Below are 17,271 nucleotides of genomic sequence, written 5' to 3'. Positions count from 1 at the left end.
GTCCGCCACAGAGGCGAAACGAGGAGATCTTGGTGACCGATTCCATATGGGCCATGCCCTTCTTCGCGGGCAAGACCGTCGTCATTACCGGAGGCACGACAGGCATCGGAAACGGCATCGCCATGGCGTTCGCCGGGGCCGGGGCAATCGTCCACGCGACGGGGGCCACGGCCGCCGAGGTGGCGGCCGCTCGTGCATACGGCACCCCCGTCTCCTATTCAGTACTCGACGTCCGGGACATGACTGCGGTCGAAGGATATTCCGGTCAGTTCACATCCGTTGCAGCGCTCGTAAATTGCGCAGGGGTAAACCTGCGCGCCGCCGAATTCACTGTCCAGGGTTTCGAAACGGTGGTCGATATCAATCTCACCGGCTCCATGCGGAGTGCGAGCGCGTTCCGGGGGGCACTCTCGAACGGGGGCGCCATCGTCAACATCGCCTCGATGTTCGCGTTTTTCGGCGCGGCTCATGCGCCGGCTTACGCCGCGTCCAAGGGCGCCATCGTGCAACTTACCAAGTCGCTCGCCATCGCCTATGCCGGGGATGGCATTCGCGTAAACGCATTGGCGCCTGGCTGGATCGAGACCGCCATGACCGCCGCGCCACGGGCCGATCCAGCTCGCAACGCGGAATTGATGAAACGCACTCCGATGGGTCGCTGGGGTACGCCGGGCGACCTGACTGGCCCCGCCTTGTTCTTGTGTTCGCCGCTCGCGGGGTTCATCACTGGGGCAATTTTGCCGGTTGACGGTGGCTATCTCATTGCGTGAGGCGTTGGCTATGCTGCGCGACCGATCTCCAAGCCTGTGTCGTCGAGATCAAGATCGAACGCGACCAATCGACCATGCCTGACCGCAATTGCCGCCACCAACTCCGCAAGTTCGCCATCCGTATGCTCGCAAAAAGCTGCCTGTTTCCTGACAATCGTGACCGCATCCCGGGTCGATACGACAGAGAACGGCCTCCGGGATCTCACGAATGATTCCGCAACCTCCGCGACGGATGAAGCTCGGTCAAAATTATCTTGCATACTTGCACCTCTGTACGACGCTAGCCCAAGCTCGGCCCGCGCAAATTGTTCCCATTGGCCTAATGCAGCCTGGTTGGCATCCGGCTTGGGCTCCTTTGTGAGCGAAGGCCGGGAGCAACGCGACATGGCCGTCGCCGTCTGCCTTAGACAGTCGGCTGGACGCATTCGTCTCCGAATGCGGACACGGGGCCGGACGCCTAAAAACGAGGAGGATCAGATGTGTCCAAGCCGCTCGCCAAAGTTTCCGATCCTCGGACCACCGCAGTTCCGCGCAACAAGTCGCCGGGAGACCTGTTTGCTCGCGTTGATTGCGGTCGACTGACTCCTGGCTCATTCGCCGCCTCGCCGGCTGGCTCCGGTCGGCCGGCTTCGTCCGTCTTCGTCATCGCTGGCCGGCGGACGATCCAATCCACCAAACCGGCTTCGGTCTCCTCGCAGGCCACGAATTCGCGCACCAGACTTCGCGCCAGCTCGCGCCATTGACACTCGGGCACGTTCATCTCCGCGATCAGATCTCGGCATGCAGCGCGTATGATGTCGGCATCGAAGGCTGACACGGCGACAGGACCACGGTCTGTATTCTTTGCTCGAGGAGTATCGTCGCCCTGACGTTCGCGAAAGCGCCTCAGCACCTCGCGCGATGCGGCGATCGCTTGTCGGGTTTGACTCATAGCCTCGTAAAATCCAACTTCGCGGACCGGTGAGCGGTGCCGTGATAGAATGAAGTCCTCCTTAACCGCATGCGCAGTGTCCGTACGCGTTGCAACCATCGCCGCCTCCCTGCAGGCGCACCCAATGCTTGCAGCTTCTGCCGGTGTTCGGGCGGCCGCCTGCATTTGTCGTGTCGCTGCTATGATCGCGTGAGTTAAAGCCGGTGAAGCGTCGCTGCAATTACAAATGTAAGTGTGGCATCCGATAAGTGGTATGCCCGCTGGCTGCGGCGGCGGCGAGTTCGTTCTTCAGACGGTCGAAGTCTTCCTCGGCGAAGCGCTCTCCGCGTTGCCGGGACGAGGAAGCAGGATCTGGACAAAATGCATGCGGCCGTGCCGCCGTTCAGGGGGCGCTATTGGCGAAAATCCGCCAATTTCTGCCAGTCGAAGACAACGCCCACTCCAGGCTCGTCGGGGGCTATCGCCAAACCATCCTGAAGCCTAAGCGGCTCAGTGGTATAATGGTCAACATCAAAACTATGCGCCTCCACCCAGCCGGCATTTGTCTGACCTGCAACGAGGCTGACATGAAGTTCCTGCATCCCGTGACTGCAGACCGGAATGCCAGCCTTGCGTGAGAGCGCTGCCACGCGCAGCCAGCCCGTGACCCCGCCGCAGTTGGAGGCGTCGGGTTGGATGTAGCTGAGATTCGACCAAGCGAAGGCATGCTCGAACTCCTCGATGACATGCAGGTTTTCTCCCATTGCCAAGGGCATTCCGGTCGCCTTGGCAATGCTGGCGTAACCCTCATAGTCGTCGGGTATGATGGGCTCCTCGAACCACAGCAGATCGTAGGCGGCGAATGCTCTCGCTGCCTCGATCGCTCGCGGGACGTCGAGCGCGTAGTTCGCGTCAACCATAAAGGTGACATGAGGTCCTATGCGCTCGCGAACTGCCTTCACCCGGGCCACATCCTCGGCCAGGTCGTCCTTGCCGACCTTGATCTTCACCCCGGTGAAGCCGGCATTGAGATAGGAACCGATGCTGGCCAAAAGCTGATCGAGGGTAAAGTTTAGGTCGATGCCGCCGCGATAGGCCTTGGCGCTCTTCCCGGCCCCGCCCGCCATCTGCCAAAGCGGCAGGCCGCTACGCCGGCCCTTGAGGTCCCACAACGCGATGTCGATCGCCGATATCGCGAAAGAAGCGATGCCGCCGCGCCCAACATAGTGGATGTGCCAGAGCATGCCGTCGTAAATCGTGTCGATCTGCGTCGTGTCGCGAGCCTTGAGGAACGGCGCGAGGTCGTGATCGATCATTGCCTTGATCGCATAGCCGCCCCTGCCGCCGGTGTAGGTGTAGCCTGTGCCCTCGGTGCCGTCGGCAAGCCTCAGCGTGACGGTGACCAGCTCGAAATGCGTGTGCGCGCCGTGCTTGGCATCGGTCATCACCTCACGCAGTGGGACCCGGAACAGCCGGGTCTCGACTTCCTTGATTTCGGTGCGGCTCATGCTGCGCTCCATTCAGGTTTTTTCATCGGACCATAATTGCACCGACAGCGCTGACTGGCAACAATGTGGCTTATCTTTCAGCGGTTCTGAAGCCAATCTGTCATTTTTGGTCCTACAAAAGCATCAATCCGCTTGTGCTTTGGTCCGATTTACCTTCTAGTACAGACCATCTGGGAGGAAAAGGCTTGCTGGATACGGAAGAGCGTCCTGAGATGCCCGCGGCTATTCTCGCCGCCCGCGCGGCCGACGCGATGGTGGCCGGCATAGAGGCCGACATCACGTCCGGAAGGCTTGGCGACGGCAGCTACCTGCCGGCCGAGCGCGAACTGATGATCGAGTATGGTGTGGGCCGGGGCGTTGTGCGTGAGGCGATTGCGCGCCTGGCCAGCCGCGGCCTGGTGGAAGCGCGTCCGCGGTTCCGGCCCGTGGCGCGCCGGCCTGGCCTGGATGCCGCGCTCGGCGCCCTCGACGGCATTGTAGGACATCTGCTGAGCGACCAGGCGGGCGTGAAGAACCTCTACGACATGCGCGTCTTCCTCGAGGCGTCGCTGGCGCGCAACGCCGCCATCCATGCCCGCAAGGATGACGTCACAGCCCTGAGGGCGGCGCTGGCGATGAACGAGGCGGCCATCCCGGATTCCGAGAAATTCTATGCGACGGACGTGGCGTTCCACGCAGCGCTCTATGACATCGCGCGCAACCCGGTGCTGCCTGTCGTGCACAAGGCATTTACCGCCTGGCTGTCGCCGCATTGGATGCGCATGCCACGGTCGCCCGAGCGCAACCGCGTGAATTTCCTCAGCCATCGTGAAATCTGCACGGCCATCATTGAGCGAGATCCTGACGGCGCCGAGCGGGCGCTGCTCAACCACCTCTCGGCGGCCTGGGAGTATGTCCGCGGAACATTCGAAAGCCGTGAGGCGCCGGAAGCATGACGCAGTCCTACGACCATATCGTGGTGGGCGGCGGAGCAGCCGGCTGCGTCGCGGCGGCAAGGCTTGTCAAAGCGGGACGGCGAACCCTGCTGCTGGAGGCCGGCCATTCCCATCATCACCCCTTGCTCGACATGCCGCCCGGCATCTTCAAGATGATCAACGGCTCGAAATTCATGCGCTATCACCGCACCGAGCCGCAGGCCCATCTCGACGGCCGCGTCCATGAAATCTCGCAAGGCAACGTGCTGGGCGGCGGCACCTCGGTCAACGCCCAGGTCTACATGCGAGGCCGCTCGGCCGATTATGAGGAGTGGGACGAACTGCTGCGCGGCAACAATGCCGGCGTGCGCTGGAACTGGCAGGCGGTGCTGCCGCATTTCACCGGCATGGAGGGAAACAACCGCCTCGGCGGCGAACTGCATGGCAGCGAAGGTCCGCTGCTGGTCTCGGATCCAGGCCACATCGATGATGTTTCCCGTTGGTTCGTCCAGGCCGTCCAAGGCCTTGGATTGCCGTACAACCATGACTTCAACGGACCGTCGCAGCGCGGGGTCGGCTTCTACCAGTTCATGAACCGGCGGGGAAAGCGAAGCAGCGCCGCCTATGCCTTCATCGAGCCGCTGACGAATGATCCCAAGCTGACGCTGAAACTCAATTGCACAGTCAGCCGGCTGCTGATCGAGAACGGTCGGGTCACCGGCGTCGTCTATTCGGATGCGTCGGGCGCCGAGCATACCGTCCATGCAGATGCCGACGTGATCGTCTCGTCCGGTGCCCTCGTCTCGCCGAAACTGCTCATGCTGTCCGGCATCGGCCCCGCCGAGGCGCTTGCCGGGCACGGCATTTCCTGCGTCGCCGACCTGCCCGGGGTCGGCGAAAACCTGATCGACCATCCGGAGGTGCCGATCATCGCCACCGCAAACGGCCCATACGGCTATTTCAGGCAGGGCCAAGGCTGGAGGATGATCAGGAACGGCCTGCATTTCAAGCTCTTCGGCACCGGCACGATCCTGTCAGCGGGGGTGGAGGCCGGAGCCTTCGTCAATCCGGCCGATCCGGAGGGCGAACCGACGATCCAGGCCTTCTGCGTGCCGCACGTCTATCTGGACCGCGATATCCTGACCTTGGTCGAGAACACCTATGGGCTTACCGTGACGACAGTGGTGGTGAAGCCAAAGTCGCGCGGTTTCGTAAGGCTGCGTTCGGCGGATCCGAAGGACATGCCGATCGTTTCGCCGAACCTGCTTAAACATCCCGACGACATGAGGGAAATGATCTCCGGCCAGCGTTATTTCCTGCAGGCTTTTCAGACCAAGCCGCTCGCCGATCGGGTCAAGGCCATTGCCGTGCCAAGCCAGGATGATCTCAGCGACGAAGCCATGACAAAGCATTGCAAGCGCTTTGTGAAGACCAACTACCATCCGGCCGGGACATGCCGGATGGGCTCGGACAGCGACCGGATGGCGGTGCTGGACGCGGCGCTGCGCGTGCGCGGAATAGACAATCTGCGGGTTGCCGACATGTCGGCCTGCCCCAACATCAATGCCGGCAATACGGCGGCGCCCGCCATGATGCTGGGCGACCGCTGCGCCGACTTTATTTTGGAGGCGGCATAGCGCCGGATCCAGCTTGCCGACGGCGTCATCGCCGAAGCCGTCTGGGCCGATATCGTGAGGAAATTACACAGTCGCTGAAAGCGACAATAAAGGAGGAAAGAGCATGATCATTACCCGTCGAAAACTACTGGTTGGCTCCGCCGCCGGCGCGGTCGCGCTGACACTCGGCTCACGCGCCTTCGCGGCGCTCCCGCCACTCGCCAAGAAGGACAAGTACAAGGTCGGTTTCGCCCAGACGGAAAGCAACAATCCGTGGCGCCTTGCCGAGACCAAGAGCATGCAGGACGAAGCCGCCAAGCTCGGCCATCAGCTGGTCTACACGGATGCCGCCGGTTCGTCGGCCAAGCAGGCCTCCGACGTGAACTCGATGATCGCGCAGGGCGTCGACGCAATCTTCCTGCCGCCCCGCGAAGACAAGCCCCTGGTGCCGGTCATTCTTGCCGCGCGCGATGCCGGCATACCGGTGTTTCTGGTCGACCGCGACGTTGATCACACCATGGCCAAGCCGGGCGAGGATTATGTCTGCTTCATCGGTTCGGATTTCATCGAGGAGGCGACCCGCGTCGGCGAATGGCTGGTCAAGAACGCCAATGGCAAGTCGAAAATCATCGAGCTGGAAGGCACGACCGGAGCCTCGGCCGCTACCGACCGCAAGAAAGGCTTCGACGATTTCATCGCCAAGCACTCGCAGTTCACCATCCGGCGTCGCAGTCCGGCGACTTCGCTCGTGACAAGGGCCGGCAGGTCGCCGAGACGCTGCTTCAGGCGCACCCTGATGCGGATATCATCTACGCGCACAATGATGAGATGGCGCTGGGCGCCATCGCCGCTTTGGAAGCAGCCGGCAAGACCCCGGGCAAGGATGTGCTGATCTTGTCGATCGACGGCGAGAAGGAAGGCGTCCAGGCGATCATTGACGGCAAGATCGGCGCTATCTGCGCTTGTAGTCCGCTGTTCGGGCCGAAGGCCTTCGCTACGATGGCCGACTATGCGGCCGGCAAGAAGATCCCGCCGTTCATCAAGAACGAGGATGCCTTCTTCGACGCCACGAACGCGAAGAAAGACTTCGATATTGCGTTCTGATATCCACTTTCTTTCCAGTTGCCCTACCCGCTTCGGCGGGTAGGGTTTGGGAGTTTGACGATGACCGCTCAGCCGGACCAAGCCGCGCTGCTCCTGGACATGCGTGACATCCAGAAGCGTTTTGCCGGCATCCCTGCCCTGGCCGATGCCTCGCTCCAGGTTCTTCCGGGCGAGATCCACGCACTCATCGGCCAGAACGGTGCGGGCAAATCGACACTTATCAAGGTGCTCACCGGCTATTACCGCCGGGATGCGGGGCAGGTGCTGTTCGAACGGAAGCCGTTCGAAGTTGGGTCTCCGCATCAGGCGCAGGTCAGCGGCATCAGCACCATCTACCAGGAGATCAATCTCGTACCGCTGCGCTCGGTGACCGAGAACATCTGCCTTGGACGCGAGAAGCGCCGCCGCGGCCTGCTCGACTGGAGCGCGATGCATGCGGAAGCCGAGCGCCTGCTCAGCCGCTTCTCGATCGGCATCGACGTGCGCCGCCCGCTCAGCGATTTCAACACCGCCACGCAGCAGATGGTGGCGATCGCCCGCGCCATCGGCTTTTCCGCCCGCCTCGTGATCATGGATGAGCCGACCTCCTCGCTGGACGAGCGTGAAGTCTCGGTCTTGTTCAGCGTTATCCGTCAGCTCAAGGCCGACGGCGTCTCCGTTCTGTTCGTCAGCCACAAGCTCGACGAGTTGTACGAGGTCTGCGACCGGGTCACGATCATGCGTGACGGCCGCACGGTACGAAGCGCGGCGATGAGCGACATCGGCAAGCTGGAGCTGGTCGCGGCCATGCTCGGCCGCGACGTCGCAGCCGTCGAAGGCCATGCGACCGCGTTCGGTGAACGCGATCGGTCGAGGATCGGTGATGTGCTGTTTACCGCGCAAGGGCTGGCGGCCGGCCAGTTGGTGCGTGACGTGAGCTTCGACCTGCGCCGCGGCGAGATCGCCGGCTTTGCCGGCTTGCTCGGCGCCGGCCGCACCGAAACAGCCCGCCTCGTATTCGGCGCCGACCGCCGGAGCGCAGGCGAGATGACGATGGAGGGCGCGTCCTACCATCCCGCACGTGCCGCTGATGCCATCGCCGCAGGGATGGGCTTCTGCACTGAGGACCGCAAGGCCGAGGGCATCGTGCCGGAAATGACCGTCGCGGAGAACATAACACTGGCACTGCTGCCGAAAATCAGCCGCAATGGCATCCTGAACGAGGCCCGGCAGAAGGAGATCGTCGAGCGCTTCATTCGTGAACTCGACATCAAATGCTCGGGGCCTAACCAGAAGGTCCGCGAGTTGTCGGGCGGCAACCAGCAAAAGGTGCTGCTTGCCCGCTGGCTGGCAATGAACCCGAAGCTGCTCATTCTCGATGAGCCGACGCGCGGCATCGATGTCGGGGCCAAGGCCGAGATCCAGCGCCTCATCCGCAAGCTTGCCGATGACGGGCTCGGCGTGCTGATGATCTCCTCGGAACTCGAGGAAGTGATGGAAGGAGCCGACCGCATATTCGTGCTGCGCGAAGGAGTGAGGGTGGCCGAACTGGAAGGCCAGGCAGCCGACGAGGAGGACGTGCTCGCGGCGATGGCGCATGGCGGCGCGGCGAAAGAGGCAGCGTGAGCGATCTGGCCACACCATCCGCAGCCAACGACGCTGGAAACCGCCGCTTTGATGTGTTCGGTTTCCTGGCGCGCTACGGCACGGTGATCGCGCTTGTGCTGCTGGTGGTCTTCAACCTTGCCTATACGCGCAATTTCGCGACGCTGCAGACACTCAACGTCAACCTAACCCAGGTCTGCACGATTGTGATCGTCGCGGTGGGGATGACCCTGGTGATCGCCACCGGCGGCATCGACCTGTCGGTTGGTTCGCTGATGGCGATCTCCGGCGCATTGGCGCCGATGATCTTCATGGGCACGATCTTCCCGGTCGGAAACATCTATCTGGCGGTAGCCGTCGCGATGATTGCCTCGATCCTCGTCGCCGGCCTGTTCGGGCTGTTCAATGGCTGGTTGGTCTCGCGTTTCCGCATCCAACCTATTGTTGCAACGCTCGTGCTGTTCATCGCCGGGCGCGGGATCGCGCAGGTCATGACCAACGGCAATCTGCAGACCTTCCGCGTGCCGCAATTCCAGTGGATCGGACTTGCCCGCCCGCTCGGCATTCCCGCGCAGGTCATCATCATGGCCGTGCTGGTTGCGGTGGCCGCTTGGGCCCTTCACCGCACGGTGTTCGGGCGAAGCATCCTGGCGGTCGGCGGCAATGAAAAGGCCTCTGAACTCGCCGGCATCGCCGTATCGAGGATCAAGCTCGCTGTCTATGCGATCAGCGGCCTGTGCGCGGGGCTAGCCGGTCTCGTCGTCATTGCGATCAACTCCTCCAGCGACGCCAATCTCGTGGGGCTGGGCATGGAACTCGACGCCATCGCGGCGGTCGCGGTGGGCGGCACGCTGTTGAGTGGCGGAAAGGCCACAATCATCGGCACCCTGCTGGGCGCACTGACCATCCAGTTGGTGCGCTACACGCTGCTCGCCAATGGCGTACCCGACGCCGCTGCGCTCGTCGTCAAGGCCGGCATCATCGCATTCGCCGTCTGGCTGCAGCAGCAACACCGGGTGTAATCCATGAACAGCGCCAGACTGGTTCGCATCATCGGCACTTACGGTGTCGTCATCGCGCTTGCAGCCCTCGTCCTGTTCGGATTCCTGCGCTACGACCGCTTCCTCGGCCTCTTCAACGTGATGAGTGTTCTGCGCTACAACTCGATGTTCGCGCTCGTCGCGCTCGGCATGTGCTTCGTGATCATGACCGGCGGCATAGACCTGTCCGTCGGCTCCGTCGCCGCCTTGGGCAGCGTCGCGTCGGCCCTGGCGAGCCCGCACGGCATCGTGGCAGGCCTTGCAGCGGGCGTTGGCGCCGGCCTAGCAGCCGGGCTGATCAACGCGCTCCTGGTTACGCGCGGCAACCTGATGCCTTTCATCGCCACGCTTGCCACCATGCTGGCCGCAAGCGGCTCGGCGCTGCTTCTGGCCGGCAACCAGACCGTTTCGGTGTCTTACGATTCGGGTTTCACCGCCATCGGCCAAGGGAATTTCTGGATTTTCCCGATTCCGGCAGTCATCGCCCTGGTTGCCTATGCCGTCGGCTCAGTGGTCCTGAACTACACCAGCACGGGACGGACGGTGCTGGCCATCGGCGGCGGCGAGGATGCCTCGCGGCTGATGGGGCTGCGCACGGACCGCGTCAAATTTCTCGTCTATGTCGCAAGCGGGTGCCTGGCCGGGCTCGCCGGCGTCGTCCTCGCTTCTCAGTTCGGCGCAGGCCAGCCGATCGAGGGCGTCGGCTGGGAACTGTTTGCCATCGCAGCGGTCGTCGTGGGCGGGACGCTGCTGACCGGCGGCTCTGGCTCGGTGTTGACCACGCTGGCCGGCGTGCTGTTGCTCGGGATCCTTTTCAACGTCCTGAACTTCGAAAACGGCATGGGCTGGATTTCGCTGTCAGCCTACTGGCAGTCGGTGATCCGCGGGCTGTTTTTGCTCGTCGTCGTCCTTCTCCAGGCACGGCTTACGGCAAGGCGCGAAACTGCCTGAGGATGGCGAGCGCCTTCGAGCACGATGGCGCTGCAGAATCAGTGCGCGTGCGCACCCGGCCGATGAGCGCATCCCGCAGACTTTCTGCGGCGATGCTTCCCCGGTGCACCTGGGGTCCGACACCCTTGGAGCGGGATCCGCAAGCGGATCCTGGTGCAGTCACATGGCCGTCCTGGAGACGGTCATCTCCCGGCGACCGCCACGAACACGGACTGCCCCTGCCTTTCCAGCCGAAACAGGATGGGCTTGCTCTGCCGGCGAGAGTTCGCCCACTCCTCGACGATATCCGAAGGCTCCGTCACGCGGCGATTGTTGGCCGATATGATGACATCGCCGGGCTGCAATCCGCTCCGGGCGGCAAGGCCATCGGGAACCACTTCCACGACGAAGACCCCGGTTGTTCCTGATTTGATGCCTAGCTGCTGACGCGCCTGATCCGGAATCGGGCTGAGGGATAGGCCGAGGCCTTCGGCCGCCGACTTCTTGTCGGGAACAGCGCCGGTCTTCACCTCCGCATCCTTGCGCTCACCGATGACAAGCGCGATCTCCTGGTCCTTGCCGCCGTTACTCCGTGTCAGAGTGGCCTTGCTGCCAGGCTTCTGGCTAGCCGTCGCAAGCGTGAGGTCATGGACACCCTCAATGCCCTTGCCGTTGAACCGGGTGATCACGTCACCCGGCTTCAAGCCGGCTTTCTCCGCCGGGCTGCCGGGCTCGACCGAAGCAACCAGCGCGCCCTTGTCATCCTTCATCTCGAGGGCCTCAGCCAGCGACGGCGTGATGTCCTGCAGGCGGACCCCGATGAAGCCACGCTCGATCCGGCCGGTTCTGATCAACTGGTCGGCGATGCTTTGGGCGGTGCGCGATGGCACCGCAAACCCGATCCCGATGCTGCCGCCGGACGGCGAGACGATGGCGGTGTTGACGCCGATCACCTCGCCACGTGCGTTGAACAGCGGACCGCCCGAGTTGCCTCGGTTGATCGACGCGTCCGTCTGGAGAAAATCGTCGTACGGCCCGGCTTGAATGTCTCGCGAGCGGGCCGAAAGAACGCCGACAGTGACAGTCCCTCCGAGCCCGAAGGGACTGCCGATCGCGATTGTCCATGCGCCCGGCTGCATTGCATCCGAGTCACCCCATTTGGTCGTGGTCATGTTGGGCCGCGGGTCGACCTTCAGCACCGCTATATCGGTGGCGGGGTCACGGCCGACCAATTGCGCCGGCGCCGTTTCCTTGTCGGAAAATACGACATGGATCTCTGTCGCATCGGCAACGACATGGTTGTTGGTGACGATGTAGCCGTCGGCACTGATCACAAATCCGGAGCCAAGCGCCTCCCTCACCTGCGGCTGAACGGGTCCGAGGCCCTGGCCGTCGAACGGACTTGTAAAGTCGCCCGCCGTCGTCTGGTCCTGGACAACCTCCCGGGTCGTGATCGCGACCACGGCCGGCAATTTCTGCTGGATGATCGCTGTGAAGTCGGTCGGGGTATCCTGGGCCAGGACAGGCGCCACGCCACTGGCCGAGAGCATCAGCGCAACCGCGATCAAGCGCGTTGCAAATCGTCTTTGCATATCGTGAGACATTGCTGGACCTCCTGCCGGACAGCCCCGGCCGCTCGGCCGCGCCGCGCGGAGCCGGTGCTCCGGACGCTAGAACTGCCAACAAAGCTGTTTGTTTCAGCCCCCCGGAAAAATGGCACGGCCAGGAAAAATAGCCCGACCGCGGGGGGTCCGGAAGGCAGCAGCCGGGAACCATTGAGGCCGTCGAGTTCAACCGTCCACAGGACTGGTCCCGGACGTAGCAGAAATCAGCAAAGCGACTGCGTCAGCTCCGGCAAATGCCCGATATGCCCATGGAGCCAACCTAGCGGCTGAGGTGCCTCTACCGGGCCTGGTGCGAAAAGGATCTGCAATGAAAGAGGTAGCTCCACAGCCGCTGAGAGACGCGGCTGTGATCACCACCGCTCGAACTCCCTCAAGGGAACAAAAGGGTACCAACTAAGTTCGGCCCCATAATGAGGATGCCTATATGGACCTGTTGCCCCAGTCAGCCGAACACACCGTCTCCCCGCCGCCCGCTCCAGACCTTCACCGGCTTTTGTTCGATCCAAACTTGCGTATACACGGCTTGATTGATGACACTGTCGTCACCAAAGCCTTGGACGATTTGAAAGCCGTGCGTTCCGGGGAAGACGATCTCTACGTTGAAATCGACACGCCCGGAGGCGACGCCGACGGCGCGCGACGTCTAGCTCTAGAGTTCAAACTTTTTCTGAAACACTCGGGCCGCAACGGCTACATCATTGGCAAGAATACGGTTTACTCTGCCGGGGTAACGGTCCTTGCCGCTTTCCCGAAAGCCTGCAGGTTCCTTTGCCCGCAAGCAGTCCTGCTGATTCATGAAAGAAGGCTTGAGAAAGACTTGGTTCTGAATGGACCAATTCGAAGCTGTCTTCAGATCGTTCGCGAACAACTTGCGCTGTTGGAAACGGCAGAGCGACTCGAGAATGAAGGGTTCGCCGATCTCGTCCAAGGTTCTCGAACATCGCTGGAAGAGCTGCGCGACCATGCCCTGAACAGCTGCTACCTGATGGCAGCAAGAGCTTTGGAGCTAGGCCTTGTTGAAGACATTGCCCATTAACTTGATGCCTCGATGGAAACGGCAGAGCGGAGTCCAACACGTTTCCCCTCACTCATGTCGGCGGCGACCATGAACGACGAGGTTGACAAGATAGAGCGGACCGGCGGCTGTCTTTGCGGGTCTGTGAGGTATGTTGTTGCCGGCGCGCCGTTGCGCGTTGGCTTGTGTCATTGCCAGGATTGCAAGCGAACCAGCGGCAGCACCTACAGTGCCTTTGCCGTGTGGCCACGGTCGGCTTACCAGTGCAAGGGCGAGCTTGCGGCGTTCAACGGCAGAGGTTTTTGTCCGGCATGCGGGTCGCGCGTGGTGAATCTCCGCGACGACGAAGCCGAGATCATGATCGGCACTCTCGACGATGCGCCAAACGACCTTCTCCCGACATACGAGCTTTGGACCCCCCGGCGCGAAGCCTGGCTCCACAACCTGCCTTGGGCTGACCAATTCGCGGGCGATCGCACCGAAGAAGGCCAAAATTGGCGCGAAGCCCGACGAGTATGACCATGCTCGAATGGCCCTCCACCCCTTGAACCGTGAAAGTCAGCTTGATGCGCGATGAATCACTCAAGTTCTTGAAGGAAATTGTGGCGACCCCGTCGCCGAGCGGCTTTGAGCAACCCGTAGCGGAGCTTTTCCGCGAGTATGTTCGTCCGTATGCCCACAGGTTGACGACGGACGTCATGGGCAATGTCACGGCGATCATCAATCCTGAGGCGTCTATGCGCTTCATGTATGCCGGGCACATGGATGAGGTCGGCTTCATCGTCCATTACATCGACGATGACGGCTTTCTTTTCTTCAGCACCATAGGTGGAACGGACGTTGCCACTGAAATCGGCCAGCGTGTCTGGGTGCACGGCAAGGAGCCGATCCTGGGCGTCGTAGGTCGCAAAGCAATCCAGACCTTCAAAGCCTCTGACACGTCTCAAACTCCCTCGCTGATGGAACTATGGATCGATATCGGCGCGAGTTCGCGAGAGGAAGCGTTGAAGGTCGTAGAGGTCGGCAGCGCGGTCACTATCCACGGCGAGTTTGCGGCGCTACAGGGCAACCTTGCTGTCGGACGAGCGTTCGACAACAAGGTTGGCCTCCTCATCGGCGCCGAGGTCCTGCGCTGCCTCTCCGAGGAGGGAGGCGTTCACCCCGGCGTGGGCCTCTATATCCTGGGTACGGTTCAAGAGGAAATTGGGTCCCGAGGCGCGATGACCTCAGCGTTCAACATCGCACCTCGAACCGGCCTCGCAATCGATATGGGCGTGGCGATGGACTATCCGCGCGCTCGCGCCGAGGATCAGGGCAAACTGGACCTTGGGAAAGGGCCGGCAATCACTCAAGGCGCGAACACCAACCCGGTGGTGTTCAATCTGCTGAAGTCGGTGGCCGAGAAAGAGGGCCTACCTTATCAGCTTCAGGCGGTGGGCAGCTCAAGCCCTACCGACGCGCGTGTCATGCAGCAGAACCGAGGCGGCGTCGCAAGTGGAGTGCTCTCCGTGCCTTTGCGTTACATGCATACCCCGTCCGAAGTTGTTTGCCTGGATGATGTGCAAACGACGATTGACCTTGTTTGTGCATATTGCCGGCAATTGACGCCGGAGATCGACTTCACGCCAAGATGATCGCGGCGGGATTGATTGTGGAAGTCCTAGCTCCAACAGTCGCTGATCTGGTGCCTGTCGGCCACCGCCTGGTGCGTCGGTCACCGCGCACCTGAGAAAACCCAACTGCAGTCCACTGGGGAGCGCGCCTCAGGTCACCCCCACCGCTTCCACCAAACGCCTGAGGAAGTCCGTCAGACCGGCTTCAGGATCATCACCTGCGCCAACGAGCACCGAAATACCCCAGCGCCCAAGCACGGCCTCCTCCACAGGGTTGCGGCTGGGCATGAAGATGAACGAAGGGGGACGATCTTTCTCATATCCAGACCGGTGCCAGGTCTGCCAAAGCCGGTGCAACAGCAGCCGGATGTTTGGATCGGAGAGGCTATAGCCAATGAACAGGATCGTGCTGCCGAGAGCATCGGAGCGAAAGCGGACATCAAGGGGAGAATTGAAGGACAGGCGGTCAAGATAGTCGGTTTCGGTGAGGACAAGGGAAGAGTCCTCGTCAAAGTCGCCGTGAAATTTCACGATGTGCGTTACGCCTCGACGGGCCTGCGCAACGTGCCGTGCGTTGGCCACTTTCACGTACTCTAGACCGTGGATTTCAAAAGCGAGTTCCAGGTTCCGGTCATAGTTCGTCGTATAGATGACGGGAAAATCGAGCGTCACGATGAGTCGGTGCAATTCCGATTTCTCAATCCGTTCCTTGGCGACAGACCAGTTTCTGTCCATCCAACTGCGAAGTGGTCCGATACTGCCATGCTTGATCCGATAGTATTCGGCCAAGGTCTGAAAACGATCGCGTCGCGTGGAAAATTCATCGTCGACGCCGAGCTCCTTTGCCATTCGCTCGATGAGTTTCTCCCAAGACGGAAGTCCGACGCTGATCGATACCCCCGCCCCCACAAACAAAATTGCGCTGCGATGACGAATTGCATTGGCGAGCGAATCTATAGGATCATCATCGTTCATGGATAGGTCCTCCGAAGCCACTCGCGTGGGCCGGACCTAAGGTGCGTGCCCCGGTGCGGGGATCGTGGACGCGGCTCCCCAATTCGAGCCAGCGTGCTCCGCCCTCATCGACGAAATCGGGTCGACCACGCACCAGCCAGCCCAGAGGGGGCGGCCCTTGCAGTCCTGCCGAGCCGCTTGCCACCCGAACCGAGGTAGCGGCCGCGAGGACACTGGCTGTGAACTGGAACCGGCGGTGTTGCGGTTTACTGGCCACGTTGATTCAGTTCTGCGCCAGCCATATTGCGCAAAACTCTGTCGAGTTTCGCATTCACCAAGAGGTTGCGCCGCTTCGCGCCGATAAAGATGGCGAGAGAGTAAATCATTGTAAGAACAGAGATCATCGTCATTCCGGCCTAAACATCAGCGGCCGGAGATGTTCCATGCGCCCGGAAATATTCCAGTGCAGGTGTTTTTAAATCGCCGAAGCTACGCGCTCAATGCGCGGTTGGTTTCGTGTCCAGGGCGGACGAATTAGCGCAAGGCGGTATTCATCCTCCCACATCGGCGGCGGACTGAAGCGAAATGCTGGTTGTGTCCCCCAGAATTGCAATGAAACGCCGATGCTTTGCATGCGGCCCGGAACAAATGCTCGCTTGCACAGTTCGAGCCATGCAGCGGTCGACCCCCGCGCTGCAAGATCGGTAGCCCGATCGCCCGCGCCGGCCCCTCCCACGGCGCGGGCTTTCGTTTGAATTCACGCTGTCGGGGTTGGAGTCGCTCCGCCGTTGTCGCGAGCCGGCTGATATACGCGCTGTCCGGGGCTCGCGGGATGCCGGCGACATCGGCATTCGCGCAGTCCGGCAGGTCAGCCGATGCACGGGAACAACGCGGCACTGTGATGGTTTGGTGGCCTCGGAAGGTGGCAGAGAACGATGGGCAAAAAGCCCAAACAGCACGCAAAATCCACGGCGGATCGCGAAAAGGCGATCGAGGCGCTCTACTTCGCGCGCAAGTGCGGCCTTACGAAGGAAGAGGCACTCAAGATGCTCAGGGAAGCCCCGATCGGGATCGATGATGAAGCCGAAGAGCGCTCCGGCATTTAGACGCGATCGCCGGTCGCGCGTCGCAGCCGGCCGCGGCGCATGATCTTCTTCACTTCCGATACGCATTTCAACGATCCGCGCATTCTGCGCCTCGACCGGCGTCCCTTCGCCTCGTTGGTCGAGCATGACCAGGCGCTCGTTGCGTTTTGGAACGAAACGGTTGGCCCGAACGACGAGGTCTGGCACCTCGGCGATTTCGCCAAGGGTCCAGCCGAGACCGTGTCTTCACTGCTGTCGTCTCTTAACGGGTCCAAGCACCTGATAATTGGCAACAATGATGGCGCTGCCACCATTGGCGACCCGGCCTGGGCGAGCGTGCACCACTATATGGAGCTTCTTGTCGAGGGCAGCTTGCTGGTTCTGTGTCACTATCCTTTTCGCACCTGGAACCAGATCGGCAAGAGAGCGGTAAACCTGCACGGTCATTCGCACGGTCGTCTGAAGCCGATGACGCGCCAGCATGATGTCGGCGTCGACGCATGGGGGTATCGTCCGGTAACCTTTGCTGCCATTCAGGCCAGTCGCCGGCGGGGTTAGCCCGGCAGAACGCCGGGCGAGCGAAGGTCTCAGCTTTGCGGGATT

The 17,271-nt window shown here is 61.8% G+C and carries 15 protein-coding genes and 1 pseudogene; 13 read left to right on the top strand and 3 right to left on the bottom strand.

From position 1 onward, the window contains the following. The first annotated feature begins 32 nt into the window (after nucleotides 1-32). Complete coding sequence (locus tag NKI64_RS24640) at nucleotides 33-770, top strand: SDR family oxidoreductase (protein ID WP_352520023.1); 738 nt, start codon at nucleotides 33-35, stop codon at nucleotides 768-770. Nucleotides 771-2,093: 1,323 nt separating this feature from the next. Here the strand turns inward: NKI64_RS24640 and NKI64_RS24635 are convergent. After that, nucleotides 2,094-3,188: a mandelate racemase/muconate lactonizing enzyme family protein gene (locus NKI64_RS24635; protein WP_352670586.1), complete on the bottom strand. Its 1,095-nt coding sequence runs from the start codon at nucleotides 3,186-3,188 to the stop codon at nucleotides 2,094-2,096. 185 nt (nucleotides 3,189-3,373) lie between these two features. Here NKI64_RS24635 and NKI64_RS24630 point away from each other — a divergent pair, with 185 nt between their 5' ends. The 7 genes and pseudogenes from NKI64_RS24630 to NKI64_RS24600 all read left to right on the top strand — a co-directional run bounded on the left by NKI64_RS24630 (nucleotide 3,374) and on the right by NKI64_RS24600 (nucleotide 10,397). Continuing rightward, a complete protein-coding gene (locus tag NKI64_RS24630; protein ID WP_023682469.1) occupies nucleotides 3,374-4,123 on the top strand; it encodes an FCD domain-containing protein in 750 nt (249 codons plus the stop codon). Next, nucleotides 4,120-5,739, top strand: a complete 1,620-nt coding sequence (locus NKI64_RS24625; protein ID WP_023815751.1) for a GMC family oxidoreductase — start codon at nucleotides 4,120-4,122, stop codon at nucleotides 5,737-5,739. Before NKI64_RS24630 ends, NKI64_RS24625 begins: the two co-directional genes overlap by 4 nt. A 103-nt stretch (nucleotides 5,740-5,842) precedes the next feature. Further along, nucleotides 5,843-6,379, top strand: a pseudogene (locus NKI64_RS24620) (substrate-binding domain-containing protein); the annotation flags it as partial. Further along, complete coding sequence (locus NKI64_RS24615; RefSeq protein WP_352670583.1) at nucleotides 6,310-6,822, top strand: substrate-binding domain-containing protein; 513 nt, start codon at nucleotides 6,310-6,312, stop codon at nucleotides 6,820-6,822. The pseudogene NKI64_RS24620 and the gene NKI64_RS24615, both read left to right, overlap by 70 nt. Nucleotides 6,823-6,882: 60 nt before the next feature. After that, nucleotides 6,883-8,427: a sugar ABC transporter ATP-binding protein gene (locus NKI64_RS24610; protein WP_023707501.1), complete on the top strand. Its 1,545-nt coding sequence runs from the start codon at nucleotides 6,883-6,885 to the stop codon at nucleotides 8,425-8,427. Next, entirely contained in the window at nucleotides 8,424-9,428 is a 1,005-nt protein-coding gene (locus tag NKI64_RS24605; protein ID WP_023693472.1) for an ABC transporter permease, read from the top strand. Before NKI64_RS24610 ends, NKI64_RS24605 begins: the two co-directional genes overlap by 4 nt. Before the next feature lie 3 nt (nucleotides 9,429-9,431). Beyond that, on the top strand, nucleotides 9,432-10,397 hold the full coding sequence (locus NKI64_RS24600) for an ABC transporter permease (protein WP_023672667.1): 966 nt from the start codon (nucleotides 9,432-9,434) through the stop codon (nucleotides 10,395-10,397). Between the two features lie 182 nt (nucleotides 10,398-10,579). On the opposite strand, the gene NKI64_RS24595 is transcribed toward NKI64_RS24600, so the two are convergent. Continuing rightward, on the bottom strand, nucleotides 10,580-11,980 hold the full coding sequence (locus tag NKI64_RS24595) for a Do family serine endopeptidase (protein WP_352670579.1): 1,401 nt from the start codon (nucleotides 11,978-11,980) through the stop codon (nucleotides 10,580-10,582). 445 nt (nucleotides 11,981-12,425) lie between these two features. Between NKI64_RS24595 and NKI64_RS24590 the strand changes: the two genes are divergently transcribed. The 3 genes from NKI64_RS24590 to NKI64_RS24580 all read left to right on the top strand — a co-directional run bounded on the left by NKI64_RS24590 (nucleotide 12,426) and on the right by NKI64_RS24580 (nucleotide 14,650). Next, the gene (locus NKI64_RS24590) at nucleotides 12,426-13,037 is read left to right on the top strand and encodes an ATP-dependent Clp protease proteolytic subunit (RefSeq protein ID WP_023672669.1); all 612 of its coding nucleotides are present in this window, start codon (nucleotides 12,426-12,428) and stop codon (nucleotides 13,035-13,037) included. A gap of 69 nt (nucleotides 13,038-13,106) precedes the next feature. Further along, a complete protein-coding gene (locus tag NKI64_RS24585; protein WP_050588073.1) occupies nucleotides 13,107-13,535 on the top strand; it encodes a GFA family protein in 429 nt (142 codons plus the stop codon). 47 nt (nucleotides 13,536-13,582) lie between these two features. Next, the gene (locus tag NKI64_RS24580) at nucleotides 13,583-14,650 is read left to right on the top strand and encodes a M42 family metallopeptidase (RefSeq protein ID WP_023672671.1); all 1,068 of its coding nucleotides are present in this window, start codon (nucleotides 13,583-13,585) and stop codon (nucleotides 14,648-14,650) included. 129 nt (nucleotides 14,651-14,779) lie between these two features. Here NKI64_RS24580 and NKI64_RS24575 read toward each other — a convergent pair whose 3' ends face one another. Then, entirely contained in the window at nucleotides 14,780-15,604 is an 825-nt protein-coding gene (locus NKI64_RS24575; protein WP_023745098.1) for an SIR2 family NAD-dependent protein deacylase, read from the bottom strand. Between the two features lie 914 nt (nucleotides 15,605-16,518). Here NKI64_RS24575 and NKI64_RS24570 point away from each other — a divergent pair. Together NKI64_RS24570 and NKI64_RS24565 are read left to right on the top strand one after the other, a co-directional pair. Continuing rightward, nucleotides 16,519-16,689 carry a hypothetical protein gene (locus tag NKI64_RS24570; RefSeq protein ID WP_023688540.1) on the top strand — a complete coding sequence of 57 codons (171 nt, stop codon included), beginning with the start codon at nucleotides 16,519-16,521 and terminating at the stop codon, nucleotides 16,687-16,689. Between the two features lie 39 nt (nucleotides 16,690-16,728). After that, entirely contained in the window at nucleotides 16,729-17,226 is a 498-nt protein-coding gene (locus tag NKI64_RS24565) for a metallophosphoesterase (RefSeq protein WP_352670576.1), read from the top strand. Nucleotides 17,227-17,271 lie beyond the last annotated feature (45 nt).

The organism is Mesorhizobium sp. M0478 (genome assembly GCF_040321305.1).
GTDB lineage: Bacteria > Pseudomonadota > Alphaproteobacteria > Rhizobiales > Rhizobiaceae > Mesorhizobium.
This window is presented reverse-complemented; position numbering and strand designations above follow the sequence as displayed.

What these genes read in the sequence shown, in the direction of transcription:
- NKI64_RS24570 (WP_023688540.1), top strand. Translation starts at nt 16,519, where the DNA reads ATGGGCAAAAAGCCCAAACAGCACGCAAAATCCACGGCGGATCGCGAA.
- NKI64_RS24610 (WP_023707501.1), top strand. Translation starts at nt 6,883, where the DNA reads ATGACCGCTCAGCCGGACCAAGCCGCGCTGCTCCTGGACATGCGTGAC.
- NKI64_RS24590 (WP_023672669.1), top strand. Translation starts at nt 12,426, where the DNA reads ATGGACCTGTTGCCCCAGTCAGCCGAACACACCGTCTCCCCGCCGCCC.
- NKI64_RS24635 (WP_352670586.1), bottom strand. Translation starts at nt 3,188, where the DNA reads ATGAGCCGCACCGAAATCAAGGAAGTCGAGACCCGGCTGTTCCGGGTC.
- NKI64_RS24575 (WP_023745098.1), bottom strand. Translation starts at nt 15,604, where the DNA reads ATGAACGATGATGATCCTATAGATTCGCTCGCCAATGCAATTCGTCAT.
- NKI64_RS24615 (WP_352670583.1), top strand. Translation starts at nt 6,310, where the DNA reads ATGGCTGGTCAAGAACGCCAATGGCAAGTCGAAAATCATCGAGCTGGA.
- NKI64_RS24625 (WP_023815751.1), top strand. Translation starts at nt 4,120, where the DNA reads ATGACGCAGTCCTACGACCATATCGTGGTGGGCGGCGGAGCAGCCGGC.
- NKI64_RS24565 (WP_352670576.1), top strand. Translation starts at nt 16,729, where the DNA reads ATGATCTTCTTCACTTCCGATACGCATTTCAACGATCCGCGCATTCTG.
- NKI64_RS24600 (WP_023672667.1), top strand. Translation starts at nt 9,432, where the DNA reads ATGAACAGCGCCAGACTGGTTCGCATCATCGGCACTTACGGTGTCGTC.
- NKI64_RS24595 (WP_352670579.1), bottom strand. Translation starts at nt 11,980, where the DNA reads ATGTCTCACGATATGCAAAGACGATTTGCAACGCGCTTGATCGCGGTT.
- NKI64_RS24585 (WP_050588073.1), top strand. Translation starts at nt 13,107, where the DNA reads ATGAACGACGAGGTTGACAAGATAGAGCGGACCGGCGGCTGTCTTTGC.
- NKI64_RS24580 (WP_023672671.1), top strand. Translation starts at nt 13,583, where the DNA reads ATGCGCGATGAATCACTCAAGTTCTTGAAGGAAATTGTGGCGACCCCG.